The following is a 25,606-nucleotide window of genomic DNA, read 5'->3' as shown; positions in this document are numbered from 1 at the left end:
GTGTTTCCGACGACCTGGATTTCACCAGGTTCGGCCAATAGCGGCAGAACAGAAACGCCAGGACGCTGGCAACCGCCATGCCCAGCACATTGCCGATCACCGCAGGCAAGGCCAGCGGTTGGCACACGTAGTTGACGATCAGCAGGCACATCGGTGTGACGAGTACGGCGCCCATGAGTGCGCCGTTGATCGTGATTTTCCAGCCTGCGCCAAACATCAGCACCATCGCCGCTGGCAGCGAGACGAACGCTACGAATGTGGGTTGCCAGGTTGTGGCTGTCACCGTCCAGCCCCACAGCAGATTGCTCAGCAGCAGCCCGAGCAACGAACTGGTGACCAGCCAGGGCCAAAGTCCGGTTCCATAGGAGATGGCAAACCCTTGCCAGGATTTCCCCGTTCGATTCGCCCAGTAAGCCAGATAAGCGCCCGCCAGCAGGCCGATCGAGGCGAACTCGTGCTTGTAGAAAGCCACCTCGCTGATGTCACCTAACACCCAGCGCAACCAGGCACTCGGTTCGGGTAGCAGCGATACCATGTCACCGTACCCGGGCCAATGCGCTCCCCAGAAAGTCCGGTTGCTGAAAGAAAGCCAGACGATCAGCAGTGTCGCGCCGATCATTAGCAGGACGACGGCTGTATCAATCGGCGATTTGCGCGACGGTTGGTTTTTGTCGGTTGTAACTTCCATGCGATAGGCCTCCTGATCAGCGTGGGAGGCAAGGGTGTTGGGTGTAACCGAGCATCTGATCGTAAAGATCGGCCCGGCGATCACGATGCAGGTCGTTCAGGTTGTTCCAGATGGGCGCGCTGCGGGAGTTGGTCAGGTCGACATCGGCAAACAGGATTTCCTGTTTGTCTGCGGAAGCCACGGCACCAATCGGCCAGCCGTTGGTTCCGGCAATCAACGAGCAACCCAGGTAGCGCGCGCCGCGCTCCTCGCCGATCCGGCTGGCGGCAGCGATAAATACGTTGTTGACGTGAGCGGCCGTCATCGTCAGATACGACGCCATGCACTTACCGGCATCGTCGAACAGCGGCGGCGGTGTCCAGACCCAGTTGTTCAGGCTGCAAATGATGTCCGCGCCTTGCTGGGCGAGGATCCGAGGCACCTCCGGGAACCAGATGTCCCAGCAGATCAACAGCCCGATGCGGCCGATGGGTGTGTCGAAAACCGGGAAACCCAGGTCGCCGGGGGTGAACCAGAGCTTCTCCATATTCCACAGATGGGCTTTGCGATACTTGCCGATAAAACCGTCTGGTCCCACCAGAACGCCGGTGTTGAAGAGTCGCATGCCGTCGCGTTCGGCCAGGCCGGCCACGAGGTAAACGTTGTGCTCGCGGGCGAAGTCGATCCAGCGCTGCACGCTTGGCCCGTCGGGAACCGCTTCTGCATGGGCGAAGGCATCCTGCCGATTGCTGAAGAAATAGCCGGTATTGGAAAGCTCGGGCAGAACGATGAGATTCGCACCGCCGTTTACCGCTTCAAGCGCCAATTCCAGGCTGCACCGCAGATTACCTACACATTTCTCGATGCCGACTTGTGGATCGAATTGCACGACTGCTACACGAACAGGGCTTGTTGGCTCGGTCATTCCGGCGTTCCTCTTTTAATTGTTTTTCAAGGTGTTAAATGGCGTGTTTATAAGAGGGGAATCAGGAATGGGGCGTAAGTCAGCTACTTCCGTTTAGGTCGTAGTCCTTGTCCGAAAATGGATCAACGTGATGTTTGATTGCAGTGGGTAGCAGGCGCGAGAGGTAGAGCCATGTATTGCGAGCATGGCTCTGGAGCGGGGATGTGATCAGGTTTTGAGTTGGTAGTGCGGGTAGTCGCTCAAGGAAAATCCGCCATTGAAGTTCGCGGCGGTTTTGTTGCAGATATGGATCACTGCATCGACAGCACCGCGAAAACATGGCTCCGTCCAACCGGCGTCGACGGAAAATGACTCGCCGGACAAATACAAGCCTGAGACATGCGCGAAGTCCCGGTTGTACTTCATCAGGCCGACGGCATCGTAGTAGGTGCCCGGTCGGTAAAGCTTGGCACAGCCCAGAGCATTTTTATCAGTGATCCAGCGCTGAACCACCGCTTGATCAATGCCTATGTAGGGAGAAATTTTCTCCTGGATGTTGGCAGAGTTCATGAGTATGCGATCCAGCTCTTCGGCGCATTTTGATACCAACTCCTTATCGCTGAATGAGGCGAGCTTGGTTGCGTCATCTTCCCAGGTATAACTCAGCAGGATGCAGTCATAGCTGTAGTTGTTGTTGTAGCGGTAGGTATAGACATCGTGGATAAAACTGTCGGTTACGATGGCTTGCGGGATGTTTTTGTTTTTCGAGAGAAATGATTTTTTCAGCGGTGCAAACACTTTGCAGCTGGTTTCCCAGTGTGCGGTCTTGTAGGCGTTGATCGTTTCGAAAGGCAGCATCTCCCGAGTGAAATTTTCGAGCTTGAGTCGAGTTTCAATCAGCCAGGAAGGTAGTGTCATGATGACCGAGTCGAAGTCGTCAAATTGCTCCCGGATTTGCTCGGGGTGACTGTGTTTCCAGTTGTAATGGACGCGTATTTTTTGATTGGTCAGCTTTTCCAGTTTTGTGACGGATGAGTCGGTGAGAAGCCCATTGCTTCTTTCGAGGCTATGTTCGTAGATGGACTTTCCGGTTTCGTCGGTTTTCACAAACAACAGGCATTCGTCCAACGCGGCGAGGCCGATGTAGCGGGGGCTGTCGAAACGCTGCCCCATTGAGTCAAAAACGGCTTCGCTATTCAGGTAGGGCGAATCCAGTGGATCGCCGTTTGAGTCCACTCGACCATGGATCAGTTGCAATTGGCTGCTGAAACCGAAAATCGCGGTACGCAGAGGGTAGAGGCAGCAGACGTCATAAAAAGCTCCCCAACTACCGTCACCTATACCTATCGCGTAAAAAATTGCGGACTCTTGCGCAGACATTCCCATTCCGCCGAAATCCCCGGGTGAGCGGTCATCCCAAGCTTCCAGTGCCGGCATGCTGACCAGGTCTCGGAACGAGACGCTCTCGTATTTTTCGACGATAGAAGCCCATACAGCTTCCCATTCCTGGCTCGCGTAGAGCTCGGCAACGTGGCGGGTCATGCGATCGGCAAAGGCTTTCCACTTGGAATAAACCTTTTGCAATTCAGCGCCGGGAGGCGGTGTGACGCCGTCTTCGTTTTTCCATATCAACATTTGCGGTGCTGATCCGCCGCCCATGCTGCCCTCCCGGAGATAGATGCCTGTCGAGCTGACCCATTGGCTACCGGGGTTGGCGAAGTCTGAAAACGCCAATTCAAATTGATTGGTGTAGTAAGCCATCAGCGACCGACCTTCTGTCGGTGGCTCATCCGCCCGGTTGAAGAAGGGCATGCGCATGGCGCCCATTTCAAACGGTGTATGGCTTGCTGCCGAGTTTCGGCTACCGGGAACGGTCAGATGCCTGCCGCCGATGCGTGTGGATTGTTCGATGAGAGTGATATGGGTAAAGCCGCAGCGATAGAGTTCTCTGGCGGCAGTCAGGCCCGTGACACCGGCGCCGATGATGCAGATTTTATGTTGCGGGTCAGTTGCCCTGGCGATGCCGTTTTCCTGTTCTACCAGTGCACGATAGTCAAAGCACAAGTCCGGCGGATTGGGAAAGCGAGCCGCCCATTTGTTTTTAGCCGAGCGCTTTGTTCGGGCGGCTTCCTTGGCGATGTATGAAGGGTAGTTGTAGCTTGATCCGATAGTCATTGATGATCTTCCCTGATGGTGTTTACAGGGAAAATATTGAGTTTTTTAAGGGGCTGCGTCTGTGAGCAGGGTTGGGTGCTCTAGCGCTCTGTATTCCGCTTTTTGCGTAGGAAAATGCACAGCTAAAGAACTGCGTGGCCGGCGCAAGATTCAATGTGGAAGCGAGCAGGCTCGCTTCCACATTCGGTTTGTGTCCGGCTAAGCAGCCTGCTGAAATTGCTGCCGATACTGGTTCGGTGACAATTCCGTGTGCTGTCGGAACAGCCGGGCGAAGAAGCTCGCGTCGTCGTAACCGACTTCGTAACTGATGGTCTTGATGCTCTTGCGGCTGCCGGACAGCAAGCCCTTGGCGGTTTCGATGCGCAGGCGTTGCAGGTAATGCAGCGGCTTGTCGCCGGTGGCGGTCTGGAAGCGGCGCATGAAGTTGCGGATGCTCATGCCGTGTTCGCGGGCGACGTCTTCGAAGCGGAACTTGTCGGCGAAGTGTTCTTCGAGCCAGTGCTGGATCTGCAGGATGATCACGTCCTGGTGCAGCTTCTGGCCGCCAAAACCGATGCGTCCAGGCGAGTAGCTGCGCTGCACCTCATACAGAATGTCCCGCGCTACGGCCTGGGACACGTTGGCACCGCAGAAGCGCTCGATCAGGTAGATGTACAAATCGCACGCCGAGGTGGTGCCGCCGGCACAGTACAGGTTGTCGGCGTCGGTCAGGTGCTTGTCCTGATTGAGTTGGACCTGGGGGAAACGTTCGGCGAAGGCATTGAAGAAGCGCCAGTAGGTGGTCGCTTCCTTGCCATTGAGTAGCCCGGCTTCGGCCAGCCAGAAAACACCGGTGGCCTCGCCGCACAGCACGGCACCGCGTGCATGTTGCTGGCGTAGCCAGGGCAGGACTTGCGGGTAACGTTTGCAGAGACTGTCGAAATCGTCCCAGAACGCGGGAAGAACGATGATGTCGGCGTTTTCCAGTCCGCCATCCACCGGAATCATCACATCGCTGAAGGTGTTGACCGGTTTGCCATCGGGGCTGACCAGACGGGTTTCGAACGCCGGTGTCAGGCCCTGGCCCAGTTGTTTGCCGTAGCGCAGGCTGGCGAGATGGAAGAAATCCTTGGCTTGCATGAGGGTGGAAGCGAAAACCCGGTCGATGGCCAGGATGCTGACGCGCCGCAGGGGCGTGGAGGCTTGCTTAGACATAATTCAACTTTATTTTTATAGGGGGAAGTGGTCACCAGACGGCTGGATCGTCTTATTTTTTGTCGGATGTGTCCAGTGTCCTGTATCGGAAGCGAGGCATAGTCTCTGAAGGTCAACTCCTTCTAAAAACAAAGAAAAGGTGCCGCATGATCCCCAGAACCTTGTTCAGTCCCGAGCACGAGCTTTTCCGCGACAGCGTGCGAACGTTTCTCGAAAAGGAGGCGGTGCCGTTCCATGCGCAATGGGAAAAACAAGGCTATATCGACCGACAGCTGTGGAACAAGGCAGGGGAGGCGGGGATGCTTTGCTCGCACCTGCCGGAAGAGTACGGCGGTCTGGGGGCGGACTTTCTCTACAGTGCGGTGGTGATCGAAGAAGTGGGGCGACTTGGCCTGACCGGCATCGGCTTTTCCCTGCACTCGGACATCGTGGCGCCCTACATCCTGCATTACGGCAGTGAAGCACTGAAGCACAAGTACCTGCCGAAACTGGTGTCCGGCGAGATGGTTACCGCGATCGCCATGACCGAGCCGGGCGCCGGTTCCGATCTGCAGGGCGTGAAAACCACGGCCGTGCTCGATGGCGATGAGTACGTGATCAACGGCTCCAAGACCTTCATCACCAACGGATACCTGGCCGATCTGGTGATCGTCGTCGCCAAGACCGATCCGAAGGCCGGCGCGAAGGGCACCAGTCTGTTTCTGGTGGAAGCCGACACGCCGGGCTTCGACAAGGGCAAGCGCCTGGAAAAGGTGGGGATGAAAGCCCAGGACACCTCGGAGTTGTTCTTCCAGGACGTGCGTGTACCCAAGGAAAATCTGCTGGGCCAGGCCGGGATGGGTTTTGCCTACCTGATGCAGGAGTTGCCCCAGGAGCGCCTCACCGTGGCCGTTGGCGGGCTGGCTTCAGCTGAAGCGGCGCTGCAATGGACGCTGGACTACACCCGCGAGCGCAAGGCGTTCGGCAAGTCGATCGCGGATTTCCAGAATACCCGGTTCAAACTGGCGGAGATGGCCACGGAAATCCAGATTGGCCGCGTCTTCGTCGACCGCTGCCTGGAACTGCACCTGCAAGGCAAGCTCGACGTGCCGACGGCGGCGATGGCCAAGTACTGGGGCACCGACCTGCAATGCAAGGTGCTCGACGAGTGTGTGCAATTGCACGGTGGTTACGGGTTCATGTGGGAATACCCGATCGCACGGGCATGGGCGGATGCGCGGGTGCAGCGGATCTATGCCGGGACTAACGAGATCATGAAGGAGATTATTGCCAGATCATTGTAGGAGCGAGCTTGCTCGCGATGGTCGTCAACGATAACGTTGAAAACCTGACACCCAACGGTGTGCTCAGGTTTTTCGCGAGCAAGCTCGCTCCTACAAGTGGGGGGTTATGGCGCCGGATTCGGATGATCCTTGTGAATCGCCTCGATCCCTTCCAGCACTTCCTCCGACAGTTTCAGATCGAAACTGGCAATGTTGCTCTCCAGTTGTTCCATGGTCGTGGCGCCAATGATGTTGCTGGTCACGAACGGCTGCTGCGTCACGAACGCCAGGGCCATTTGCGCCGGGTCCAGACCGTGCTCGCGGGCCAATGCCACGTAACGGCTGCAGGCCGCTTCCGACTGCGGGTTGAAATAGCGGCTGAAGCGGCTGTAGAGGCTCAGGCGACCTTTTGGCGGGCGGGCGCCACCTTCGTACTTGCCTGACAGGAAACCGAACGCCAGTGGCGAATAGGCGAGCAGGCCGCATTGCTCGCGGATGGCGATTTCCGCCAGGCCGACTTCAAAGCTGCGGTTGAGCAGGTTGTACGGGTTCTGGATCGACACGGCGCGCGGCCAGCCTCGGGCTTCGGCCAGGGCGAGAAAACGCATGGTGCCCCATGGCGTCTCGTTGGACAGGCCGATGTGGCGGATCTTGCCGGCGCGGACCTGCTCGTCCAGCGCTTCGAGGGTGTCCTCCAGCGGGGTCAGGTTGGCTTCGATCTTGTGCTTGTAGCCGAGTTGGCCGAAGAAGTTGGTGCTGCGCTCCGGCCAGTGCAACTGGTAAAGGTCGATGTAGTCGGTCTGCAGGCGCTTGAGGCTGGCATCCACCGCTTCGGTGATGTGCTGTCGATTGTGTCGCAGGTTTTTATCGCGGATGTAGTCGATGGTGTTGCCGGGGCCGGCGATCTTGCTGGCCAGGATCCAGTCGGCGCGGTCGCCGCGGCTCTTGAAGTAATTGCCGATATAGCGTTCGGTGGTGGCGTAGGTTTCGGCCTTGGGTGGCACCGGGTACATTTCGGCGGTGTCGATGAAGTTGATCCCGGCAGCCTTGGCCCGCTCAATCTGGGCGAAGGCGTCTGCCTCGCTGTTTTGCTCGCCCCAGGTCATGGTTCCGAGGCAGATGGCACTCACGTTCAGGTTCGTTCGGCCTAGCTGGCGATAATCCATCGGGTGCTCCTTGGGCAAAACAATCATAAAAGCAGGTTGAATTATTTTTCGCAATCTGCATAATTGCGCACCTCTTTCTGCAGTGGAAGTGATGCGCCGCCGCCGAAGAATCTTGCCGTTGAACGGACGCGCCGACCCGAGCCCCCGAAAGCGTCTGTATCCGGCTGCCTTTGACTTGTCAAAGTACGCACTATTCAGTAAGATCCGCCGTCTAATTTACAGGGCGGCCCCTGAGGCTATAAAGAATGAAAACTTTTACTGCTAAACCGGAAACAGTAAAGCGCGACTGGTTTGTCGTCGACGCTGCTGGTCAGACCCTGGGTCGTCTGGCCACCGAAATCGCGAGCCGTCTGCGTGGCAAGCACAAGCCTGAGTACACTCCTCACGTTGACACCGGCGACTACATCGTCGTAATCAACGCCGAGCAGATCCGTGTTACCGGTGCTAAAACCACTGACAAAATGTACTACTCCCACTCCGGTTTCCCGGGCGGCATCAAGTCGATCAACTTTGAAAAGCTGATCGCCAAGGCCCCTGAGCGCGTGATCGAGACCGCGGTCAAAGGCATGCTGCCTAAGAACCCGCTGGGTCGCGACATGTACCGTAAGCTGAAAGTCTATGCGGGCGCTGCACACCCTCATACTGCTCAGCAGCCCCAAGAACTGAAGATTTAACGGAATAGTTCATTATGTCGGCGACTCAAAATTACGGCACTGGCCGTCGCAAGACCGCAACCGCACGCGTTTTCCTGCGTCCGGGTACTGGTAACATCTCCATCAACAATCGTTCGCTGGATAATTTCTTCGGCCGCGAAACTGCCCGCATGGTAGTTCGTCAGCCGCTGGAATTGACTGAGACTGTCGAGAAGTTCGACATCTACGTCACCGTGATCGGCGGTGGTGTAAGTGGTCAGGCTGGCGCAATCCGCCACGGCATCACTCGCGCTCTGATGGACTACGACGAGACTCTGCGCAGCGCCCTGCGTAAAGCCGGCTTCGTAACCCGCGATGCTCGTGAAGTTGAACGTAAGAAAGTCGGTCTGCGTAAAGCGCGTAAGCGTCCGCAGTACTCGAAGCGTTAATTCGCTTTCACGTTCAAAAAAGAACGCCCAGTATCCTCACGGAGCTGGGCGTTTTTTTATGTCTGCGATTTATCAAAGAATTGCGCTGTGACAACTTGCCACATCCGTAGGCGCCCTATACTACAAGGCTTGGGGGTGATGGGCTCCGGTAATTACCTTGTCAGGATTGGGGCTTTTCATTACCATTCGGCAAAATTTTTATAAGTACATAGATTTACTTAGTAGATGCCTGATTTAACAGGCCACAAAGCTGATGGGAGAGGACTGAATGAGCAATGACGGCGTGAATGCAGGCCGGCGTCGCTTCTTGGTAGCAGCCACATCCGTGGTGGGTGCTGCAGGAGCGGTGGGGGCTGCGGTCCCGTTCGTGGGGTCATGGTTTCCCAGTGCCAAGGCGAAAGCCGCAGGTGCACCGGTGAAAGTGAATGTCAGCAAAGTCGAGCCAGGCCAGCAGATGATTGCTGAGTGGCGCGGTCAGCCGGTGTTCATTGTCCGCCGTACACCGGAAATCCTGGGGAATCTGAAGAAGATCGAGGGCCAGCTCGTTGATCCGACCTCCAAGAACTCGACACAACCGACTTACGTTGATCCGGAAACCCGTTCGATCAAGCCTGAGGTTCTGCTGCTGATTGGTATCTGCACGCACCTGGGTTGCTCGCCGACCTTCCGTCCTGAAGTGGCACCTGCGGATCTGGGTAAAGACTGGGTGGGCGGTTATTTCTGCCCTTGCCACGGTTCCCACTACGATCTGGCTGGTCGCGTCTACAAGTCGCAACCTGCGCCTTTGAACCTGCCAGTTCCCCCGCATTCCTATGAGACCGATGAGATCATTATCATTGGCGTCGATACGGAGAAAGCGTGATGAGCAAGTTCATGGATTGGGTTGACGCACGCTTTCCCGCAACCAAGATGTGGGAAGACCATCTCAGCAAGTATTACGCTCCGAAGAACTTCAACTTCTTCTACTTCTTTGGCTCCCTGGCACTGCTCGTGCTGGTCAACCAGATCGTTACCGGTGTCTGGCTGACCATGAGCTACAACCCGTCGGCGGAGGAGGCGTTTGCTTCCGTCGAATACATCATGCGCGATGTCGAGTACGGCTCGATCCTGCGTCTGCTGCACTCCACCGGCGCTTCGGCGTTCTTCATCGTGGTCTATCTGCACATGTTCCGTGGCCTGCTCTACGGTTCGTACCAGAAGCCGCGTGAACTGGTGTGGGTTTTCGGCATGCTGATCTACCTGGCATTGATGGCCGAAGCCTTCATGGGCTACCTGCTGCCGTGGGGCCAGATGTCTTACTGGGGTGCCCAGGTGATCATCTCGCTGTTCGGTGCGATCCCGGTCATCGGCAACGACCTGACCCAGTGGATTCGTGGTGACTACCTGATTTCCGGCATTACCCTGAACCGCTTCTTCGCCTTGCACGTGGTTGCCCTGCCGATCGTTATCCTGGGTCTGGTGGTGCTGCACATCCTGGCGTTGCACGAAGTGGGTTCGAACAACCCGGACGGTGTGGACATCAAGAAGCACAAGGACGAAAACGGCATACCGCTGGACGGCATTGCCTTCCACCCGTACTACACCGTGAAAGATATCGTCGGTGTGGTGGTGTTCCTGTTCATCTTCTGCTCGATCGTCTTCTTCTTCCCGGAAATGGGCGGCTACTTCCTCGAAAAGCCGAACTTTGAAGTGGCGAACGCCTTCAAGACCCCAGAGCACATCGCTCCGGTCTGGTACTTCACCCCGTTCTACGCCATCTTGCGTGCGATTCCGGACAAGCTCCTGGGTGTGATCGCCATGGGTGCTGCCATTGCCGTGCTGTTCGTCCTGCCATGGCTGGACCGTAGCCCGGTCAAGTCGATGCGCTACAAGGGCTGGCTGAGCAAGATCTGGCTCTGGGTGTTCTGCATCGCGTTCGTGATCCTGGGCGTGCTGGGCGTATTGGCCCCAACCCCTGAGCGTACGCTGCTGTCGCAGGTGTGTACCTTCCTGTACTTCGCCTACTTCATTCTGATGCCGTTCTACACCAGGCTCGAGAAGACCAAACCGGTTCCGGAAAGGGTGACTGGCTGATGAAAAAACTATTTGCTGTATTGATGCTTGCCGCGCTGCCAGTGTTCGCTTTCGCAGCTGAACACGGTGGCCCCGAGCTGGAAAAAGTCGACATCGACGTTTCCGATAAAGCAGCCATGCAAGACGGCGCGCGTACGTTCGCCAACTACTGCATGGGTTGCCACAGTGCCAAGTTTCAGCGCTACGAGCGTGTTGCCGACGACCTGGGCATTCCCCATGAGTTGATGATGGAGAAGCTGATGTTCACCGGAGCCAAGATCGGCGACCACATGAGCATCGGCATGCAGCCGGCGGACGCCAAGACCTGGTTTGGCGCGGCGCCACCGGACCTGACCCTGGTTGCCCGTGTTCGCGGTACTGACTGGCTGTACGGTTACCTGAGGTCGTTCTACGAAGATCCGGCGCGCCCATGGGGTGTGAACAACAAGGTCTTCCCGAACGTGGGTATGCCTAACGTCCTGGCCGGCCTGCAAGGTCGCCAGGTGGTTGGTTGCAAACAGGTTCAGATCGTCGAAGACGGCAAGAAGCAATATGATCCTCTGACCGGTACGGCGCTGACCCATGAAGCGTGCGATCAGTTGACCATCGTGCCGAAAAGCGGTGCCCTGACTGCAGAGCAGTTCGATGAGAAGGTCAAGAATCTGGTAACCTTCCTGGCTTACTCGGCTAACCCGGTTAAGCTGCAACATCAGCGCATCGGTACGTATGTATTGCTGTACCTGGCGTTCTTCTTTGTATTCGCTTACCTGCTCAAGCGCGAATACTGGAAAGACGTGCACTGATAAAGCTTCAAGCTATTGCTGTTAATCGCGCGCGCCCAAGGGTGCCTCTGAGGATGTAGCGAAACTGGTTATCCAGTCGTTACGGGAGGCGCCCTCTGGGCGCGCTCGTTTTTCCGCGTTCGATTATTTCTACAAGCGAGGAGGATCGCCATGGGCGTGACCAATCGGTTGGCCTGTTACTCCGACCCCGCCGACCACTATTCCCACCGAGTGCGCATCGTACTGGCAGAGAAGGGTGTCAGCGCCGAGATCATTTACGTGGAAGCTGGACGCCAGCCACCTAAACTGATTGAAGTGAACCCTTACGGTAGCTTGCCCACCCTGGTCGATCGCGACCTGGCGTTGTGGGAGTCGACTGTGGTGATGGAATATCTGGATGAGCGTTACCCGCACCCGCCGCTACTGCCGGTTTATCCCGTGGCGCGTGCCAACAGTCGCCTGCTGATGCACCGCATTCAGCGTGACTGGTGTGGCCTGGTGGATCTGATTCTGGATTCGCGGACCAAGGAGGCGGCCCGTGCCGTGGCCCGCAAAGAGTTGCGCGAAAGCCTGACGGGTGTGTCGCCGCTGTTCGCCGACAAACCGTTTTTCCTCAGTGAGGAACAAAGTCTGGTGGATTGCTGCCTACTGCCAATACTCTGGCGATTGCCGATTCTGGGTATAGAACTGCCGCGGCCAGCCAAGCCGCTGCTTGATTATATGGAGCGCCAGTTTGCGCGTGAGGCTTTCCAGGCGAGTCTGTCTGGTGTCGAACGCGACATGCGCTAAGGCTTAAGGAGCCGCTATGAACTCCAGTCGACCTTATCTGGTCCGCGCGCTCTATGAGTGGATTGTGGACAACGATTGCACCCCGCACATGCTGGTCAATTCCGAGTACCCGTCGGTACAGGTTCCACAGGGGTTTGCCAGTGACGGGCAGATCGTCCTGAACGTATCGCCACAAGCCGTGCGTCACTTGCACATGGATAACGAGGCGGTCAGCTTCGAGGGGCGCTTTGGTGGCGTGCCGCACACCCTGTACGTGCCAATCGCTTCGATCCTGGGAATCTACGCCCGGGAGAATGGCCAGGGCATGGTGTTTGATCTGGAATCGCCGATGGGCGAGGACGAAGAGATCGAACCGGATGACGATCTTCCACCACCGGACAGCGAGCCGCCGCGTCCAAGCGGTCGGCCCAGTCTGAAAGTGGTCAAGTAATAAAAAAGGCGATCCGCAAGGATCGCCTTTTTTATTACGTTGTAGGAGCGAGCCTGCTCGCGATGGACGTGAACTATGACGCGTGCAGTCTGAATGAACGCATTCGCCAAACGTCCATCGCGAGCAAGCTCGCTCCTACAGGTTGTAGATCAGTCGATGTACTCGAACAGCTTCACAATCTTCTGCACACCGGAAACCCCTTGCACCAGGTTGGTCGCCTGCGCGGCTTCCTGCTTGGTCAGCAGACCCAGCATGTAGACGATGCCGTTTTCAGTGACGACCTTGATGCGCGAGCCGGGGATGTTCGCATCGGCGAGCATCTGGGTCTTGATCTTGGTGGTCAGCCAGGTGTCGTTCTGGCGTGCCAGCAACGAGGAGGGTGGCAGGATTTGCAGTTCGTTGTGCACCTGCTTCACACGCTGGACCGCGGCAGCGGCCTGTTCAGCCTTGGCCTTGAGGTCTGCGCGTGGCGTTTGCCCGGCAAGCAGCACGACACCGTTGAAGCTGGTGACGACGATGTGCGAATCCCTGTCCAGGGCCGGATCGGCCTTGGCGACGTTCACGCCAACCTTGGTGTCGATCAGGGAGTCGTCGATCTTGCTGCCCAGTGTGCGAGTACCGCGGTCATCTTCAATCGGTGCTTCACGGCTGGCCGTCACGACCGAGGTGCAGCCACTGATACCGAGGCACAGGGTCAAGGCCAACAGGCCAAGGCGATTAGGGGTCATTCTTCACTCCCGAACAATTGGCTGTCGATCAAATCGCAAAGGCAATGGATCGCCAGCAGGTGGACTTCTTGAATACGAGCGGTGACGTTGGCCGGTACGCGAATCTCGACGTCCTCGGGCAACAGCAGCGACGCCATGCCGCCGCCATCACGACCCGTTAATGCTACGACAATCATTTCGCGATCATGTGCGGCCTGGATCGCCTGAATTATGTTGGCCGAGTTGCCGCTGGTGGAGATAGCCAGCAACACATCGCCCGGTTGGCCGAGTGCGCGGATCTGCTTGGAGAAGATTTCGTTGTAGCTGTAGTCGTTGGCGATCGAGGTGATCGTCGAGCTGTCGGTCGTCAGGGCGATGGCCGGCAGGCTCGGGCGTTCGCGCTCAAAGCGATTGAGCAACTCGGACGAGAAGTGCTGGGCATCGCCGGCAGAGCCGCCGTTGCCACAGGAAAGCATTTTGCCTTCGTTGAGCAGGGCGTTGACCATGACCTGGCTGGCTTGCTCGATGTGCGGTGCAAGTACTTCCATCGCCTGTTGCTTGGTGTCGATACTGGCCTGAAAAAGCTGGCGAATTCGGGATTGCATGTCCATCTGTGTGACCTTAAGTAGCGCGGCTGTTCGGCACGTGAATGTGCAGCCCGCAAAGCAAAGAGCAAAAGTGTTGGGTGATAGTGTCCGGTTCGCAATGCCGGCGATCAGCCGTCGAAGGCATTCTGTAGCCAGTTCAACTGATCGAGATTGCTGTCGATGGCAATCACGTCGAAGCGGCAAGGGGAATTGGCCCAGCGCGACTCGCACTGAAGAAAATACTGCGCGGCGAAAATCAGTTTTTGCCGTTTGCGCCCATCGATGCTATCGAGCGCGCCACCCCATTGAGTGTTTTTTCTGTAGCGGACTTCAACGAATACTACTGTATCGCCATCTAGCATGACCAGATCAAGCTCGCCGCGTTTACACAACCAGTTCTGCGCCAGCAGGCGCAGACCCTGTTGTTGAAGATGCTCGAGCGCATGGCGCTCGGCATCCCTACCGCTTTGCCAGCGTGACCTGTCAGGCATCAGCGAGCGGTGTCCGGCAGGCGCTGGACCTGGCCATTGGCGAACTGGGCCCATGGCAGCTGGCGTACGACACGCTGGCTCTGAGTCATGCCAAGGCTGCCCGATTCACCGTCGATTCGGCTGTCCGGCAGAGACTTGAGCTGGCCCAGGCGCGGTGCCAGTCGATAGGCGTCCACGCCCATGGCATACAGACGCCCCAGGCTGCCGGCGGCTTGTGGCCACTGGGCGGTGACCTGACGACGCAACGGGTCGTTGGCGTCCAGCAACCATGGCGTCTCGCAGAAGCGGATGCCATTCATGTCGTTGTACTGGTTGACGTCACCGCTGGCACTGAACACGTGGGAGGTGGCGTAGACCGGAACATCGCCTGCGTACTGGAAGTTCAGGGTCGGTTTGATCTGCTGGGCCTGTTGCGGTGTTGCGGCCAGGAAGATGAACTCGATGTCCTGGCGGCGTGATGGCTGGGCCGCTACTTGCGAGCCAACAGTGCTTTGCAGGCTCTTGGCGCGACCTTCGCTCTGACGCAGCTGGAACATGTCGGCAATCTGCTGGGCCAACTGGACCGGTTGATCGACGCGTTCGGTGACGACGATGGTGCCGCCATTGGCTTGCCAATCCTGGCTGAACGCCTTGAGCACGCGGTCGCCCCATTCGCCTTTCGGCACCATGATGGCTGCGCGATGCAGGCCGTCGGCGCGAGCGCGGCGCGACACTTCGCGGGCTTCGTCTTCAGCGGCCAGACCGAACTGGAACAGCTGTGCCGGGCCTTGATCGCCTTCGCTGTAGTTCAGCGCCAGTGTGGTGATCGGCAATTGCGGGCGGGTGCTCAGTTGTTTGACCAGCGGCTTCTCCAGCGGCCCGATTACCAGTTGCACGCCATCGGCCTGGGCCTTGCGGTAGAACTCGTCCATGGAAGTCAGGTGCGAGCTGTCATAAAACTCGATGGCGGGTGGCTTTTGCCCGGCCTGTTGTGCCTGGTAGTGAGCAGCCATGAAACCGTCGCGCAGCGCTTTGCCAACCGAGGCCAGCTGGCCGTCCTGAGGCAGCAGCAGGGCGATCTTGTTCAGGGGCTGGCTGGCCAGCTCCTTGAGTTGGGTCAGTGGCTGCGGCAATTGAATGGCGGCCGGGTGTTTCGGATTCTTCGCACGCCAGTTATCGATGGCGGCCTGCTGCTGCTCCAGGGTGCCGGCGGATTTCACGGCCAGCGCAAGGGCCATCCAGCCGCCGAGATCGTCGGTGGTGTTCGGCTGCAACTGATCGGTCGGCAGCGAAGCGATCAGGGTCCAGATGGCTTCGTGGTTTTTGCTCGCGGCTTCACCTTTGAGCATCGGGGCAATGAAGATGCGCTCACGGGCAGCGGCGAGGGTCTGGCCATCGGCTTCAAGGGCACGGGCGTGAACGGTGCCGGTGCGCACTTGTTGCTCTACGGGCAGTTCGCTCAAGCGCTGCAGGCTCGGATGGCTCAAGGCAGTAAGCGCTGCCTTGGGCTGGTTGCGGGTCATGGCCAGTTCAGCCGCCAGGGTGCTGGCGAAAATCTGTTGGCCCGGCTTGAGCTGCTCGATCGGAACCTGTTGCAGGATTTGCGCGGACTGGCCGGCATTGCCCTGGTGATAGGCCAGGTCGGCAGCGCTCAGGCGCAGCAGGGCGGCATCTTCCGGTGATTTGCTTTGGGCGGCCTTCGCAAGCAGTTGCTCGATACTGGCGTCCGGTGTCCGTGGAAGTTCGCCAAGGCTGGAGGAGGGCGAGCTGGCGCAAGCCGCCAGCAAGGCAGCGAGGCAGAGGGCAGATAACAGCCGCAGGCAAGCGATCATGTAAGCGTTCCTGATACTCGATCAAATTAGCGTGGAATTGTACCCAAGCACTGGCCGGGGCGCGATGTTAGTGGCGTGAATCGATCAATTTAGCTGGTGTAAATGTTGCGTCAGTGCACAAACGGTCGGCGATACCGCGTTTGCTTGCGCGTATCGTGAGTCTCGCTACGCGCTACAATGGCGACTTTTACCGATCATGAGGTGTGCGCTTTGACTGCTCCAGGTGCTTTGAATTCCGCTGCTGGCTCGCTTTATGTGGTGGCGACGCCCATCGGCAACCTGGATGACATCAGTGCGCGGGCGCTGAAGATTCTGCGTGAAGTGGCCTTGATCGCCGCGGAAGACACCCGTCATTCCCAGCGCTTGATGCAACACTTCGGCATTTCGACGCCATTGGCAGCCTGTCATGAGCATAACGAGAGGGATGAAGGTAGTCGCTTTATCACTCGTCTGCTTGCCGGCGACAACGTGGCGTTGATCTCCGACGCCGGCACGCCGCTGATTTCCGATCCGGGTTATCACCTGGTGCGGCAGGCCCGGGCAGCGGGTATCGATGTGGTGCCGGTCCCGGGTGCCTGCGCGTTGATTGCAGCATTGTCGGCGGCAGGGTTGCCTTCCGACCGATTCATTTTCGAAGGTTTCCTGCCAGCCAAGGCTGTGGGGCGGCGAGCGCGTCTGGAGCAGGTAAAGGAAGAGCCCCGCACCTTGATCTTCTATGAAGCCCCGCATCGCATTCTGGAATGCCTGCAAGACATGGAGCTGGTGTTCGGCCCCGAGCGCCCGGCGCTGCTTGCCCGTGAGTTGACCAAGACGTTTGAAACGCTCAAGGGGCTGCCGCTGGCTGAGCTGCGCGAGTTCGTCGAGTCGGACAGCAATCAGCAGCGCGGCGAGTGCGTGGTGTTGGTGGCGGGCTGGTCTGCCCCCGAGGAGGAGGGCGCCGTCAGCAGTGAGGCGATGCGCATCCTCAACCTGTTGCTCGAAGAAATGCCGCTCAAGCGGGCGGCGGCTTTGGCAGCGCAAATCACCGGCGAGCGAAAGAATGTGCTGTACCAGATTGCCCTGGATAAACAGAAAGGCGAGTAAAACCCGATGCGCAGGCGTGCTCAAGGGCGCTTAGCGCTTGTTCTTCGGGCGCTCTGCCGGTAACCTTTGCGGCGGAGAGTCGATCGGACAGTCGCTGCCCCCTATGAAAATTAGGGGGGGGAGGAAAGTCCGGGCTCCATAGGGCGAAGTGCCAGGTAATGCCTGGGAGGCGTGAGCCTACGGAAAGTGCCACAGAAAATAACCGCCTAAGCGCTTCGGCGCCGGTAAGGGTGAAAAGGTGCGGTAAGAGCGCACCGCACGTCTGGTAACAGTTCGTGGCTAGGTAAACCCCACTTGGAGCAAGACCAAATAGGGTCCCAAGGCGTGGCCCGCGCTGGGACCGGGTAGGTTGCTAAAGATGTCCAGTGATGGCCATCGTAGACGAATGACTGTTCAAGACAGAACCCGGCTTACAGATCGACTCTCCACCTTTTTTTCTCCTCTGCTTGAATTGTTGAGCAGGGCGTTGGTGGCAGCAATGAGCCCATAATTGGGGTGGTCGCATAAACTCCACGTAGTAGCCATTTCCCTCCTTGCACAATCGTCAGCAGAACCACTTTTGTAATACCGAAAAAATCTTACTCTTAATAAATTACTTTAACTTCCGAATGCAGCCTCCTGCGCTGATTCAAGTTATCGGGCAGTTTCATGTGCCGGATTCTCGTTGCCCCTCCTTTAATGCTCCTAAATCTCAGTTCTGTAAGGGTTTTCCTTTGATCCGCGCCTTGACGGTGTGGTGGGCGCATTCCTATAGTGTGCGCAAGTGGCGGAAAGTGGCATGAAGTGGGTTTTTTGAACTCAAAACGCTAGAATTTGGAGAAACGCTGACGTGTTTCGCGGAGCCAACGCTATCAGTCTCGATGCAAAGGGCCGTCTCGCAATGCCGAGCCGGTACCGTGACGAGCTCGATTCGCGTAGTTCCGGTCAATTGATCGTAACAATTGATGCCGTTGATCCTTGTTTGTGTGTTTACCCCCTCGATGAGTGGGAAATTATTGAAACCAAACTGCGCGCACTGCCTTCGCTTCGCGAAGAGAACCGCCGCCTGCAACGTTTACTGATTGGTAATGCCGTCGACCTTGAGCTCGATGGCAGTGGTCGTTTCCTGGTTCCACCGCGTCTTCGTGAATATGCCAAGTTGGATAAGCGCGCAATGCTGGTAGGCCAACTGAACAAGTTCCAATTGTGGGACGAGGATGCCTGGAACGCGGTTTCTGCCGCTGACCTGGCTGCTATTCAACAACCGGGCGCTATGCCTGACGAACTGCGTGATTTGATCCTGTGACTATTGATAGCGGCTTTAACCACATCACCGTACTGCTTGACGAAGCCGTCGAGGCTCTCGCCGTACGTCCTGATGGCTGCTATCTGGACGGCACGTTCGGGCGCGGCGGGCACAGCCGGTTGATTCTCAGCCAGCTCGGCCCCGACGGCCGGTTGCTGGGATTCGATAAAGATCCACAAGCGATTGCCACCGGGCAGACGCTAGCGGCCGAAGACGGCCGCTTTGTCGTTGTGCAGCGCAGCTTTGCCGAACTCGGTTCGGAAGTCGCCGAGCGCGGTCTGGCCGGCAAGGTCAGCGGCGTTCTGCTGGATCTTGGCGTATCCTCGCCTCAGCTCGACGACCCTGAGCGCGGTTTCAGTTTCCTCAACGACGGTCCGCTGGACATGCGCATGGATCCGTCCCGTGGCATCAGCGCCGCCGAATTCGTCAACACCGCACCCGTGGAAGAAATCGCCCGTGTGTTCAAGGAATACGGCGAAGAGCGTTTCTCCGGTCGCATGGCCCGTGCCGTGGTCGAGCGCCGCGACATCAAGCCATTCGAGCGCACCGGTGACCTGGCGGAAGTCCTGAAGGTCGCCAACCCGGCGTGGGAAAAGGGCAAGAACCCTGCAACCCGTGCGTTCCAGGGATTGCGTATTCACGTCAACAACGAACTGGGCGATCTGGAGACCGGGCTCGAAGCCGCGCTGGAGTGCCTGGAAGTGGGTGGTCGCCTGGTGGTGATCAGCTTTCATTCGCTGGAAGATCGCATCGTCAAACTGTTCATGCGCAAGCTGGTGAAAGGCGAAGCCGACAACCTGCCGCGCAACCTGCCGGTTCGGCACGTCGCCTTCGAACCGAAAATCAAAGTCCATGGCAAAGCGCAGACGGCCTCCGACGCCGAACTCAAAGCCAACCCACGTTCCCGTAGTGCTGTCATGCGTGTGGCGGAGAAGCTGCGGTGAGCAAGCTTTTCGCCAAGCCATTGCCCGGCGGAAGCTTTTTCATGCTGCTGCTGTTTGTTGCCGTGCTCGTTTCGGCCATCGGCGTGTCTTACAGCGCCCACTGGAATCGCCAGTTGTTGAACACGCTGTACAACGAATTGAGCGTGCGCGACAAGGCGCAAGCCGAGTGGGGCCGGTTGATTCTGGAACAGAGCACCTGGACCGCCCACAGCCGTATCGAAGTGCTGGCCACCGAACAATTGAAAATGCACATCCCCGGTGCCGCTGACGTGAAGATGGTGGCGCCATGATGAAACTCGAAGGTGCACTCTTTCCCTGGCGGTTCCGTGTGGTCCTGGGTTTGCTGGGCGTCATGGTGGCTGCTATCTGCTGGCGCATCATCGATCTGCAAGTGGTCGACCGTGACTTCCTTAAAGGTCAGGGCGATGCGCGCAGTGTGCGTCATATTCCGATTCCGGCTCACCGTGGTCTGATCACCGACCGTAACGGCGAGCCTTTGGCTGTCAGTACCCCGGTGACCACGCTGTGGGCCAACGCCAAGGAAATGCAGTTGGAGAAAGACAAGTGGCCAGCACTGGCCGCAGCGCTGGGGCAAGATCCCAAAGCCCTGACCGAGCGTCTTGAAGCCCAGGCCAACAAAGAATTCATCTACCTGGTGCGCGGGCTGACGCCGGAGCAGGGGCAGGCCGTGCTCGACCTGAAGGTGCCGGGTGTCTACGGCATCGAAGAGTTCCGGCGTTTTTATCCTGCCGGCGAAGTCACCGCCCATATGGTCGGTTTTACCGACATCGACGATCACGGTCGTGAAGGTGTCGAACTGGCCTACGACGAATGGCTGGCCGGGGTCCCCGGCAAGCGCCAGGTGATCAAGGACCGGCGCGGCCGGCTGATCAAGGATGTCCAGGTCACCAAAAACGCCAAGGCCGGCAAGCCCTTGGCGTTGTCCATTGACCTGCGCCTGCAATACCTGGCCAACCGCGAATTGCGCAACGCGATCATCGAGAACGGCGCCAAGGCCGGCAGCCTGGTGATCATGGACGTGAAGACCGGCGAGATTCTCGCGATGGTCAACCAGCCGACCTACAACCCGAACAACCGTCGCAACCTGCAGCCGGCAATGATGCGTAACCGCGCGATGATCGACGTGTTCGAACCCGGTTCGACCATGAAAGCGATCTCGATGAGCGCCGCGATCGAAACCGGCCGCTGGAAGCCGAGCGACACTGTCGAGGTGTATCCGGGCTCGTTGCAGATCGGCAAGTACACCATCAAGGACGTATCCAAGACCGAAGGCCCGGTGCTCGACCTGACCGGCATTCTGATCAACTCCAGTAACGTCGGCATGAGCAAGGTCGCGTTCGACATCGGCGGCGAAACGATTTTCCGCCTTGCGCAGAAAGTCGGCCTTGGCCAGGACACCGGCCTGGGCTTCCCGGGCGAGCGCGTCGGCAACCTGCCGAACTACCGTGAATGGCGCAAGGCAGAAACCGCCACGCTGTCCTACGGCTACGGTATCTCCGTGACCGCGATCCAGTTGGTCCACGCCTTCTCGGCCCTGGCCAACAACGGTCGCCTCGCACCTTTGACGCTGATCAAGACCGACAAGCCGCCGCAGACTACCCAGGTGCTGCCGGAGGCCGTCGCGAAAACCATGCAAGGCATGCTGCAACAAGTGATCGAGGCCCCGCGCGGCGTGTTCCGTGCGCAAGTGCCGGCGTATCACGTGGGCGGCAAGTCCGGTACCGCTCGTAAAACATCGGTTGGTACCAAGGGGTACGCCGAGAACTCCTACCGTTCGCTGTTCGCCGGTTTCGGCCCGATGAGCGATCCGCGTTACGCCATCGTGGTCGTAATCGATGAGCCGACCAAGGCCGGTTACTTCGGCGGCCTGGTTTCCGCGCCGGTGTTCAGCCGCGTGATGTCGGGCACCCTGCGCCTGATGAACATTACGCCGGACAACCTGCCACCTACTCAACAAGCGAACGCTACACCGGTCGTTCCGCTGAAAGCCAATGGAGGGCGCGGCTGATGTCTCTGAGCCTGAACAAGATTTTCCCTCACGCCGGCCACGATCTGCTGATTCGCGAGCTCGCCCTGGACAGCCGCAATGTTCGCGCGGGTGATCTGTTCCTCGCCGTGCCGGGCGGGAAGTTCGATGGGCGTGCGCACATTGCCGACGCGTTGCAGCGCGGTGCTGCTGCAGTGGCCTATGAAGTCGAAGGCGCCACGGTCCTGCCGATCGCTGAAGTGCCGCTGATTCCGGTCAAGGGGCTAGCGGCGCAGTTGTCGGACATCGCCGGGCGTTTTTATGGCGAGCCGAGCCATCACCTGAACCTGGTGGGCGTCACCGGCACCAACGGCAAGACCAGCGTGACTCAATTGGTCGCCCAGGCACTGGACCTGCTTGGCCAGCACTGCGGCCTGGTTGGCACACTCGGTTGCGGTTTCTATGGCGCGCTGGAAAGCGGTCTGCACACCACACCGAATCCGATTGCCATGCAAGCGACCCTGGCGGACCTGAAAAAGGCCGGGGCCAAAGCCGTGGCGATGGAAGTTTCTTCCCACGGCCTGGACCAGGGCCGTGTGACGGCATTGGCCTTCGATGTGGCGGTGATGACCAACCTGTCCCGCGATCATCTGGATTACCACGGCACCATGCAGGCTTACGGCGAAACGAAGGCCAGGCTGTTTGCGTGGAATGATTTGAAATGCCGCGTGGTCAACCTCGACGACGAGTTTGGCCGGCAGTTGGCCGCGGACAAGCGCGAGTCGCGACTGATCACCTATAGCCTGGAAGATTCCAGTGCCTACCTGTATTGCCGCCAGGCGCAATTCGACGACGAAGGCGTGCGCGCCACGCTGGTCACGCCACAGGGCGAGCATCTCTTGCGTAGCGCTTTGCTCGGTCGCTTCAATCTGAGCAATGTCCTGGCGGCGGTCGGCGCGTTGCTCGGTCTGGATTACGCACTGGACGAAATCCTCAAGGTGCTGCCGAAGCTCGAAGGCCCGGCCGGTCGCATGCAGCGACTGGGCGGTGGCTCGCAGCCGTTGGTGGTGGTCGATTACGCCCACACCCCGGATGCCCTGGAAAAGGTCCTGATGGCCCTGCGTCCTCACGCCAGAGGCCGATTGCTGTGCCTGTTCGGTTGCGGTGGTGATCGCGATCGCGGCAAGCGTCCGCTGATGGCTGAAGTGGTCGAGCGCCTGGCCGATGGCGTGCTGGTCACCGACGACAATCCGCGTACCGAAGACCCCTTGGTGATTTTCGATGACATCCGCGCCGGTTTCACGGCTGTGGATAAAGTGGAGTTCGTTGCCGGTCGTGGTCAGGCGATTGCCCGGTTGATCGCCAGTGCCTCGGTGGACGACGTGATTGTCCTGGCCGGCAAAGGTCACGAGGACTATCAGGAAATCAATGGCGAGCGTCATGCCTTTTCCGATCTGGTCGAGGCTGATCATGCCTTGAACGCTTGGGAGGTGGCCCATGCTTGAGGCCTTGAAACTGAGCGAACTGACCGGTGCGCTGAATGCTCGCCTGGTGTCCACCGATGCCAGTTTCGACGGCGTCAGCATCGACAGCCGCGCGATCAAACCGGGCCAACTGTTCATTGCTCTGGCCGGTCCGCGTTTTGACGGTCATGACTATCTGAATGAAGTCGCCGCCAAAGGCGCGGTCGCGGCGTTGGTCGAGCGCGAAGTCGCCGATAGCACCTTGCCGCAATTGCTGGTCAAGGACACCCGCCAGGCCCTCGGCCAGTTGGGCGCGCTGAATCGTGCGGCGTTCACCAAGCCTGTCGCAGCCGTCACCGGTTCCAGCGGCAAGACCACGGTCAAGGAAATGCTCGCAAGCATCCTGCGTACCCGCGGTTCGGTCCTGGCGACCCGTGGCAATCTGAACAACGACCTCGGCGTGCCGCTGACCCTGCTGGAACTCGCCCCGGAACACAACGCGGCGGTAATCGAGTTGGGCGCTTCGCGTCTGGGTGAAATTGCTTATACCGTGGGGCTGACCAAGCCACACGTGGCAATCCTCAACAACGCAGGGACCGCCCACGTCGGCGAGTTCGGCGGGCCGGAGAAAATCGTTGAGGCCAAGGGCGAAATCATCGAAGGGCTGGCGGCCGATGGCGTCGCCGTGCTCAACCTCGATGACAAGGCGTTTGGCATCTGGAAAGCCCGCGCAGGCGCCCGCAAGGTGCTGACGTTCGCCCTGAGCAACACTCAGGCAGATTTCCATGCCAGTGACCTGGCCACCGATGCTCGTGGTTGCCCGGCGTTCAATCTGCACAGTCCTGAAGGTGTGGAGCGCGTTCAACTGAACCTGCTCGGCACCCATAACGTCGCTAACGCAATGGCCGCCGCGGCGGCTGCCCATGCCTTGGGTGTGTCGCTGCCTGGTATCGCCTCCGGCCTTGGCGCGGTGCAACCGGTCAAGGGGCGCACCGTTGCGCAATTGGCCAGCAACGGCATGCGCGTGATCGATGACACTTACAACGCGAACCCCACCTCCATGTGCGCTGCCGTTGATATACTGGCCGGCTTTTCCGGTCGCACCGTCCTGGTGCTCGGAGATATCGGCGAGTTGGGCGAATGGGCGGAGCAGGGGCACCGCGACGTGGGTGCGTACGCCCGTGGCAAGGTTTCTGCGCTGTACGCCGTCGGGCCAATGATGGCTCACGCCGTGAACGCATTCGGTCCTCAGGCTTTTCACTTCAGCACGCAGGCTGAGCTGATCAAGGCCCTGGACGCCGAGCAAGACACAAACACCACCATTTTGATCAAGGGGTCGCGCAGCGCTGCGATGGAAAACGTCGTCGCCGCCTTGTGCGGGTCCAGTCTGGAGAAACATTAATGCTGCTGCTGCTAGCGGAGTATCTGCAACAGTTCTACAAAGGCTTCGCGGTCTTCCAGTACCTGACCCTGCGCGGGATTCTCGGTGTACTGACCGCGCTGGTCTTGTCGCTGTGCTATGGCCCGTGGATGATCCGCACGTTGCAGAACCGTCAGATCGGTCAATCCGTTCGCAACGACGGCCCGCAGTCGCACCTGTCCAAGTCGGGCACTCCGACCATGGGCGGCGCGCTGATCCTGTCCTCCATCGGTGTCAGCACCCTGCTCTGGGCTGACCTGACCAACCGTTACGTCTGGGTCGTACTGCTGGTGACCTTGCTGTTCGGCGCCATCGGCTGGGTTGATGACTACCGCAAGGTCATCGAGAAAAACTCCCGCGGCCTGCCTAGCCGCTGGAAGTATTTCTGGCAGTCGGTATTTGGCCTGGGCGCAGCGATCTTCCTGTATGTGACCGCCGCCACTCCGGTGGAAACCACGCTGATCCTGCCGATGCTCAAGGACTACAGCATTCCGCTGGGCGCAGGCTTCATCGTCCTGACCTATTTCGTGATTGTCGGTTCGAGCAACGCGGTCAACCTGACCGACGGCCTCGACGGTCTGGCGATCATGCCGACGGTGATGGTGGGCGGCGGCCTGGGCATTTTCTGCTACCTGTCGGGTAACGTGAAATTCGCTGAATACCTGCTGATTCCTTACGTACCGGGCGCGGGGGAGCTGATTGTGTTCTGCGGCGCGTTGATCGGTGCGGGCCTGGGCTTCCTCTGGTTCAACACCTATCCGGCACAAGTCTTCATGGGCGACGTCGGCGCACTGGCGCTGGGCGCGGCCCTGGGCACCATCGCGGTGATCGTCCGTCAGGAAATCGTCCTGTTCATCATGGGCGGTGTGTTCGTGATGGAAACCCTGTCCGTGGTCATTCAGGTCGCCTCTTTCAAGCTGACCGGTCGTCGCGTATTCCGCATGGCGCCCATTCACCACCATTTTGAACTCAAGGGTTGGCCCGAGCCGCGCGTGATCGTCCGTTTTTGGATCATCACCGTGATTCTCGTGCTGATCGGCCTTGCCACCCTGAAGCTGAGGTAGAAATTCGTGTCTCTGATCGCTTCTGACCACTTCCGCATCGTTGTCGGCCTCGGCAAGAGCGGCATGTCCCTGGTTCGCTTCCTGGCGAACCGGGGCGTGGCGTTTGCCGTGGCCGATACGCGGGAAAATCCACCGGAACTGGCCACGCTCAAGCGTGACTATCCGCACGTGGAAGTGCGTTGTGGCGAGCTGGACGTCGAGTTCCTGTGCCGTGCCGACGAGCTCTACGTGAGCCCCGGCCTGGCGCTGGCGACCCCGGCCC

24 protein-coding genes, 1 other RNA gene and 2 pseudogenes are annotated in these 25,606 nt (G+C 58.8%); 18 read left to right on the top strand and 9 right to left on the bottom strand.

All coding sequences use genetic code 11. The features are described 5' to 3' along the window. The 4 genes and pseudogenes from ACCD00_RS23305 to ACCD00_RS23290 form a co-directional block, all read right to left on the bottom strand. Positions 1 to 688: pseudogene (locus ACCD00_RS23305) on the bottom strand (hypothetical protein); the annotation flags it as partial. A gap of 16 nt (positions 689 to 704) precedes the next feature. Then, positions 705 to 1,592: a nitrilase family protein gene (locus ACCD00_RS23300; protein ID WP_413427721.1), complete on the bottom strand. Its 888-nt coding sequence runs from the start codon at positions 1,590 to 1,592 to the stop codon at positions 705 to 707. A gap of 207 nt (positions 1,593 to 1,799) precedes the next feature. Next, on the bottom strand, positions 1,800 to 3,746 hold the full coding sequence (locus ACCD00_RS23295; RefSeq protein ID WP_413427720.1) for a flavin monoamine oxidase family protein: 1,947 nt from the start codon (positions 3,744 to 3,746) through the stop codon (positions 1,800 to 1,802). Positions 3,747 to 3,944: 198 nt separating this feature from the next. Then, positions 3,945 to 4,865, bottom strand: a complete 921-nt coding sequence (locus ACCD00_RS23290) for a GlxA family transcriptional regulator (RefSeq protein ID WP_178120848.1) — start codon at positions 4,863 to 4,865, stop codon at positions 3,945 to 3,947. A 221-nt stretch (positions 4,866 to 5,086) separates the two neighbouring features. Between ACCD00_RS23290 and ACCD00_RS23285 the strand changes: the two genes are divergently transcribed. Then, positions 5,087 to 6,223: an acyl-CoA dehydrogenase family protein gene (locus ACCD00_RS23285; protein ID WP_413427719.1), complete on the top strand. Its 1,137-nt coding sequence runs from the start codon at positions 5,087 to 5,089 to the stop codon at positions 6,221 to 6,223. A gap of 104 nt (positions 6,224 to 6,327) precedes the next feature. On the opposite strand, the gene ACCD00_RS23280 is transcribed toward ACCD00_RS23285, so the two are convergent. After that, positions 6,328 to 7,368 carry an NADP(H)-dependent aldo-keto reductase gene (locus ACCD00_RS23280; RefSeq protein WP_008016684.1) on the bottom strand — a complete coding sequence of 347 codons (1,041 nt, stop codon included), beginning with the start codon at positions 7,366 to 7,368 and terminating at the stop codon, positions 6,328 to 6,330. 245 nt (positions 7,369 to 7,613) lie between these two features. Between ACCD00_RS23280 and rplM the strand changes: the two genes are divergently transcribed. The 7 genes from rplM (at position 7,614) to ACCD00_RS23245 (ending at position 12,502) form a co-directional block, all read left to right on the top strand. Continuing rightward, entirely contained in the window at positions 7,614 to 8,042 is a 429-nt protein-coding gene (gene rplM / locus ACCD00_RS23275) for a 50S ribosomal protein L13 (RefSeq protein WP_003228062.1), read from the top strand. Between the two features lie 14 nt (positions 8,043 to 8,056). Beyond that, complete coding sequence (gene rpsI / locus ACCD00_RS23270; RefSeq protein WP_003228056.1) at positions 8,057 to 8,449, top strand: 30S ribosomal protein S9; 393 nt, start codon at positions 8,057 to 8,059, stop codon at positions 8,447 to 8,449. 268 nt (positions 8,450 to 8,717) lie between these two features. After that, positions 8,718 to 9,311: a ubiquinol-cytochrome c reductase iron-sulfur subunit gene (petA, locus tag ACCD00_RS23265; RefSeq protein ID WP_008016685.1), complete on the top strand. Its 594-nt coding sequence runs from the start codon at positions 8,718 to 8,720 to the stop codon at positions 9,309 to 9,311. Next, the gene (locus tag ACCD00_RS23260) at positions 9,311 to 10,522 is read left to right on the top strand and encodes a cytochrome b (protein ID WP_008016686.1); all 1,212 of its coding nucleotides are present in this window, start codon (positions 9,311 to 9,313) and stop codon (positions 10,520 to 10,522) included. Before petA ends, ACCD00_RS23260 begins: the two co-directional genes overlap by 1 nt. Then, a complete protein-coding gene (locus tag ACCD00_RS23255) occupies positions 10,522 to 11,304 on the top strand; it encodes a cytochrome c1 (protein WP_413427718.1) in 783 nt (260 codons plus the stop codon). Before ACCD00_RS23260 ends, ACCD00_RS23255 begins: the two co-directional genes overlap by 1 nt. A gap of 150 nt (positions 11,305 to 11,454) precedes the next feature. Then, positions 11,455 to 12,072 (top strand): glutathione S-transferase N-terminal domain-containing protein, encoded by a 618-nt coding sequence (locus ACCD00_RS23250; RefSeq protein WP_007989864.1) that lies wholly within the window; start codon positions 11,455 to 11,457, stop codon positions 12,070 to 12,072. Between the two features lie 16 nt (positions 12,073 to 12,088). Further along, the gene (locus ACCD00_RS23245) at positions 12,089 to 12,502 is read left to right on the top strand and encodes a ClpXP protease specificity-enhancing factor (protein ID WP_085715923.1); all 414 of its coding nucleotides are present in this window, start codon (positions 12,089 to 12,091) and stop codon (positions 12,500 to 12,502) included. A 149-nt stretch (positions 12,503 to 12,651) separates the two neighbouring features. Here the strand turns inward: ACCD00_RS23245 and ACCD00_RS23240 are convergent, their stop codons facing one another. From ACCD00_RS23240 to ACCD00_RS23225, 4 genes are all read right to left on the bottom strand, one after another. Beyond that, the gene (locus ACCD00_RS23240) at positions 12,652 to 13,230 is read right to left on the bottom strand and encodes a BON domain-containing protein (RefSeq protein ID WP_413427717.1); all 579 of its coding nucleotides are present in this window, start codon (positions 13,228 to 13,230) and stop codon (positions 12,652 to 12,654) included. After that, positions 13,227 to 13,820: a phosphoheptose isomerase gene (locus tag ACCD00_RS23235; protein ID WP_007972584.1), complete on the bottom strand. Its 594-nt coding sequence runs from the start codon at positions 13,818 to 13,820 to the stop codon at positions 13,227 to 13,229. Before ACCD00_RS23235 ends, ACCD00_RS23240 begins: the two co-directional genes overlap by 4 nt. A 104-nt stretch (positions 13,821 to 13,924) precedes the next feature. Further along, positions 13,925 to 14,287 carry a YraN family protein gene (locus ACCD00_RS23230; RefSeq protein WP_413427716.1) on the bottom strand — a complete coding sequence of 121 codons (363 nt, stop codon included), beginning with the start codon at positions 14,285 to 14,287 and terminating at the stop codon, positions 13,925 to 13,927. Then, positions 14,287 to 16,098 (bottom strand): penicillin-binding protein activator, encoded by a 1,812-nt coding sequence (locus ACCD00_RS23225; RefSeq protein ID WP_413427715.1) that lies wholly within the window; start codon positions 16,096 to 16,098, stop codon positions 14,287 to 14,289. Before ACCD00_RS23225 ends, ACCD00_RS23230 begins: the two co-directional genes overlap by 1 nt. A 177-nt stretch (positions 16,099 to 16,275) precedes the next feature. Between ACCD00_RS23225 and rsmI the strand changes: the two genes are divergently transcribed. The 10 genes and pseudogenes from rsmI to murD all read left to right on the top strand — a co-directional run. Further along, complete coding sequence (gene rsmI, locus ACCD00_RS23220; RefSeq protein ID WP_413427714.1) at positions 16,276 to 17,181, top strand: 16S rRNA (cytidine(1402)-2'-O)-methyltransferase; 906 nt, start codon at positions 16,276 to 16,278, stop codon at positions 17,179 to 17,181. Between the two features lie 75 nt (positions 17,182 to 17,256). After that, an RNA gene (gene rnpB / locus ACCD00_RS23215) (RNase P RNA component class A) lies at positions 17,257 to 17,610 on the top strand. A gap of 400 nt (positions 17,611 to 18,010) precedes the next feature. After that, complete coding sequence (gene mraZ, locus ACCD00_RS23210; RefSeq protein WP_007917012.1) at positions 18,011 to 18,466, top strand: division/cell wall cluster transcriptional repressor MraZ; 456 nt, start codon at positions 18,011 to 18,013, stop codon at positions 18,464 to 18,466. After that, positions 18,463 to 19,410, top strand: a complete 948-nt coding sequence (rsmH, locus tag ACCD00_RS23205; RefSeq protein ID WP_008016693.1) for a 16S rRNA (cytosine(1402)-N(4))-methyltransferase RsmH — start codon at positions 18,463 to 18,465, stop codon at positions 19,408 to 19,410. The genes mraZ and rsmH overlap by 4 nt, the downstream gene beginning before the upstream one ends. After that, positions 19,407 to 19,700 carry a cell division protein FtsL gene (ftsL, locus tag ACCD00_RS23200; protein ID WP_008016694.1) on the top strand — a complete coding sequence of 98 codons (294 nt, stop codon included), beginning with the start codon at positions 19,407 to 19,409 and terminating at the stop codon, positions 19,698 to 19,700. The genes rsmH and ftsL overlap by 4 nt, the downstream gene beginning before the upstream one ends. After that, positions 19,700 to 21,439: a peptidoglycan D,D-transpeptidase FtsI family protein gene (locus ACCD00_RS23195; protein WP_181456704.1), complete on the top strand. Its 1,740-nt coding sequence runs from the start codon at positions 19,700 to 19,702 to the stop codon at positions 21,437 to 21,439. The genes ftsL and ACCD00_RS23195 overlap by 1 nt, the downstream gene beginning before the upstream one ends. Continuing rightward, positions 21,439 to 22,902, top strand: coding sequence for a UDP-N-acetylmuramoyl-L-alanyl-D-glutamate--2,6-diaminopimelate ligase (locus ACCD00_RS23190; protein WP_413427713.1), 1,464 nt, complete (start codon positions 21,439 to 21,441; stop codon positions 22,900 to 22,902). The genes ACCD00_RS23195 and ACCD00_RS23190 overlap by 1 nt, the downstream gene beginning before the upstream one ends. Continuing rightward, entirely contained in the window at positions 22,895 to 24,262 is a 1,368-nt protein-coding gene (locus ACCD00_RS23185) for a UDP-N-acetylmuramoyl-tripeptide--D-alanyl-D-alanine ligase (protein ID WP_413427712.1), read from the top strand. The genes ACCD00_RS23190 and ACCD00_RS23185 overlap by 8 nt, the downstream gene beginning before the upstream one ends. Next, entirely contained in the window at positions 24,262 to 25,344 is a 1,083-nt protein-coding gene (gene mraY / locus ACCD00_RS23180) for a phospho-N-acetylmuramoyl-pentapeptide-transferase (RefSeq protein WP_007989886.1), read from the top strand. Before ACCD00_RS23185 ends, mraY begins: the two co-directional genes overlap by 1 nt. Positions 25,345 to 25,350: 6 nt before the next feature. Next, a pseudogene (gene murD / locus ACCD00_RS23175) lies at positions 25,351 to 25,606 on the top strand (UDP-N-acetylmuramoyl-L-alanine--D-glutamate ligase); the annotation flags it as partial.

It is taken from the genome of Pseudomonas sp. Pseusp3, assembly GCF_047304225.1.
Taxonomy (GTDB): domain Bacteria; phylum Pseudomonadota; class Gammaproteobacteria; order Pseudomonadales; family Pseudomonadaceae; genus Aquipseudomonas; species Aquipseudomonas fluorescens_CD.
The sequence above is the reverse complement of the archived record's forward strand: the minus strand, read 5'-3'. Positions and strand labels throughout refer to the sequence as shown.

What these genes read in the sequence shown, in the direction of transcription:
- rplM (WP_003228062.1), top strand. Translation starts at nt 7,614, where the DNA reads ATGAAAACTTTTACTGCTAAACCGGAAACAGTAAAGCGCGACTGGTTT.
- mraY (WP_007989886.1), top strand. Translation starts at nt 24,262, where the DNA reads ATGCTGCTGCTGCTAGCGGAGTATCTGCAACAGTTCTACAAAGGCTTC.
- ACCD00_RS23250 (WP_007989864.1), top strand. Translation starts at nt 11,455, where the DNA reads ATGGGCGTGACCAATCGGTTGGCCTGTTACTCCGACCCCGCCGACCAC.
- ACCD00_RS23225 (WP_413427715.1), bottom strand. Translation starts at nt 16,098, where the DNA reads ATGATCGCTTGCCTGCGGCTGTTATCTGCCCTCTGCCTCGCTGCCTTG.
- petA (WP_008016685.1), top strand. Translation starts at nt 8,718, where the DNA reads ATGAGCAATGACGGCGTGAATGCAGGCCGGCGTCGCTTCTTGGTAGCA.
- ACCD00_RS23255 (WP_413427718.1), top strand. Translation starts at nt 10,522, where the DNA reads ATGAAAAAACTATTTGCTGTATTGATGCTTGCCGCGCTGCCAGTGTTC.
- ACCD00_RS23280 (WP_008016684.1), bottom strand. Translation starts at nt 7,368, where the DNA reads ATGGATTATCGCCAGCTAGGCCGAACGAACCTGAACGTGAGTGCCATC.
- ACCD00_RS23185 (WP_413427712.1), top strand. Translation starts at nt 22,895, where the DNA reads ATGCTTGAGGCCTTGAAACTGAGCGAACTGACCGGTGCGCTGAATGCT.
- ACCD00_RS23300 (WP_413427721.1), bottom strand. Translation starts at nt 1,592, where the DNA reads ATGACCGAGCCAACAAGCCCTGTTCGTGTAGCAGTCGTGCAATTCGAT.
- ACCD00_RS23240 (WP_413427717.1), bottom strand. Translation starts at nt 13,230, where the DNA reads ATGACCCCTAATCGCCTTGGCCTGTTGGCCTTGACCCTGTGCCTCGGT.
- rsmI (WP_413427714.1), top strand. Translation starts at nt 16,276, where the DNA reads ATGGCGACTTTTACCGATCATGAGGTGTGCGCTTTGACTGCTCCAGGT.
- ACCD00_RS23230 (WP_413427716.1), bottom strand. Translation starts at nt 14,287, where the DNA reads ATGCCTGACAGGTCACGCTGGCAAAGCGGTAGGGATGCCGAGCGCCAT.
- ACCD00_RS23295 (WP_413427720.1), bottom strand. Translation starts at nt 3,746, where the DNA reads ATGACTATCGGATCAAGCTACAACTACCCTTCATACATCGCCAAGGAA.
- ACCD00_RS23260 (WP_008016686.1), top strand. Translation starts at nt 9,311, where the DNA reads ATGAGCAAGTTCATGGATTGGGTTGACGCACGCTTTCCCGCAACCAAG.
- rpsI (WP_003228056.1), top strand. Translation starts at nt 8,057, where the DNA reads ATGTCGGCGACTCAAAATTACGGCACTGGCCGTCGCAAGACCGCAACC.
- ACCD00_RS23290 (WP_178120848.1), bottom strand. Translation starts at nt 4,865, where the DNA reads ATGCAAGCCAAGGATTTCTTCCATCTCGCCAGCCTGCGCTACGGCAAA.
- ACCD00_RS23235 (WP_007972584.1), bottom strand. Translation starts at nt 13,820, where the DNA reads ATGGACATGCAATCCCGAATTCGCCAGCTTTTTCAGGCCAGTATCGAC.
- ACCD00_RS23195 (WP_181456704.1), top strand. Translation starts at nt 19,700, where the DNA reads ATGAAACTCGAAGGTGCACTCTTTCCCTGGCGGTTCCGTGTGGTCCTG.
- ACCD00_RS23190 (WP_413427713.1), top strand. Translation starts at nt 21,439, where the DNA reads ATGTCTCTGAGCCTGAACAAGATTTTCCCTCACGCCGGCCACGATCTG.
- ACCD00_RS23245 (WP_085715923.1), top strand. Translation starts at nt 12,089, where the DNA reads ATGAACTCCAGTCGACCTTATCTGGTCCGCGCGCTCTATGAGTGGATT.
- ACCD00_RS23285 (WP_413427719.1), top strand. Translation starts at nt 5,087, where the DNA reads ATGATCCCCAGAACCTTGTTCAGTCCCGAGCACGAGCTTTTCCGCGAC.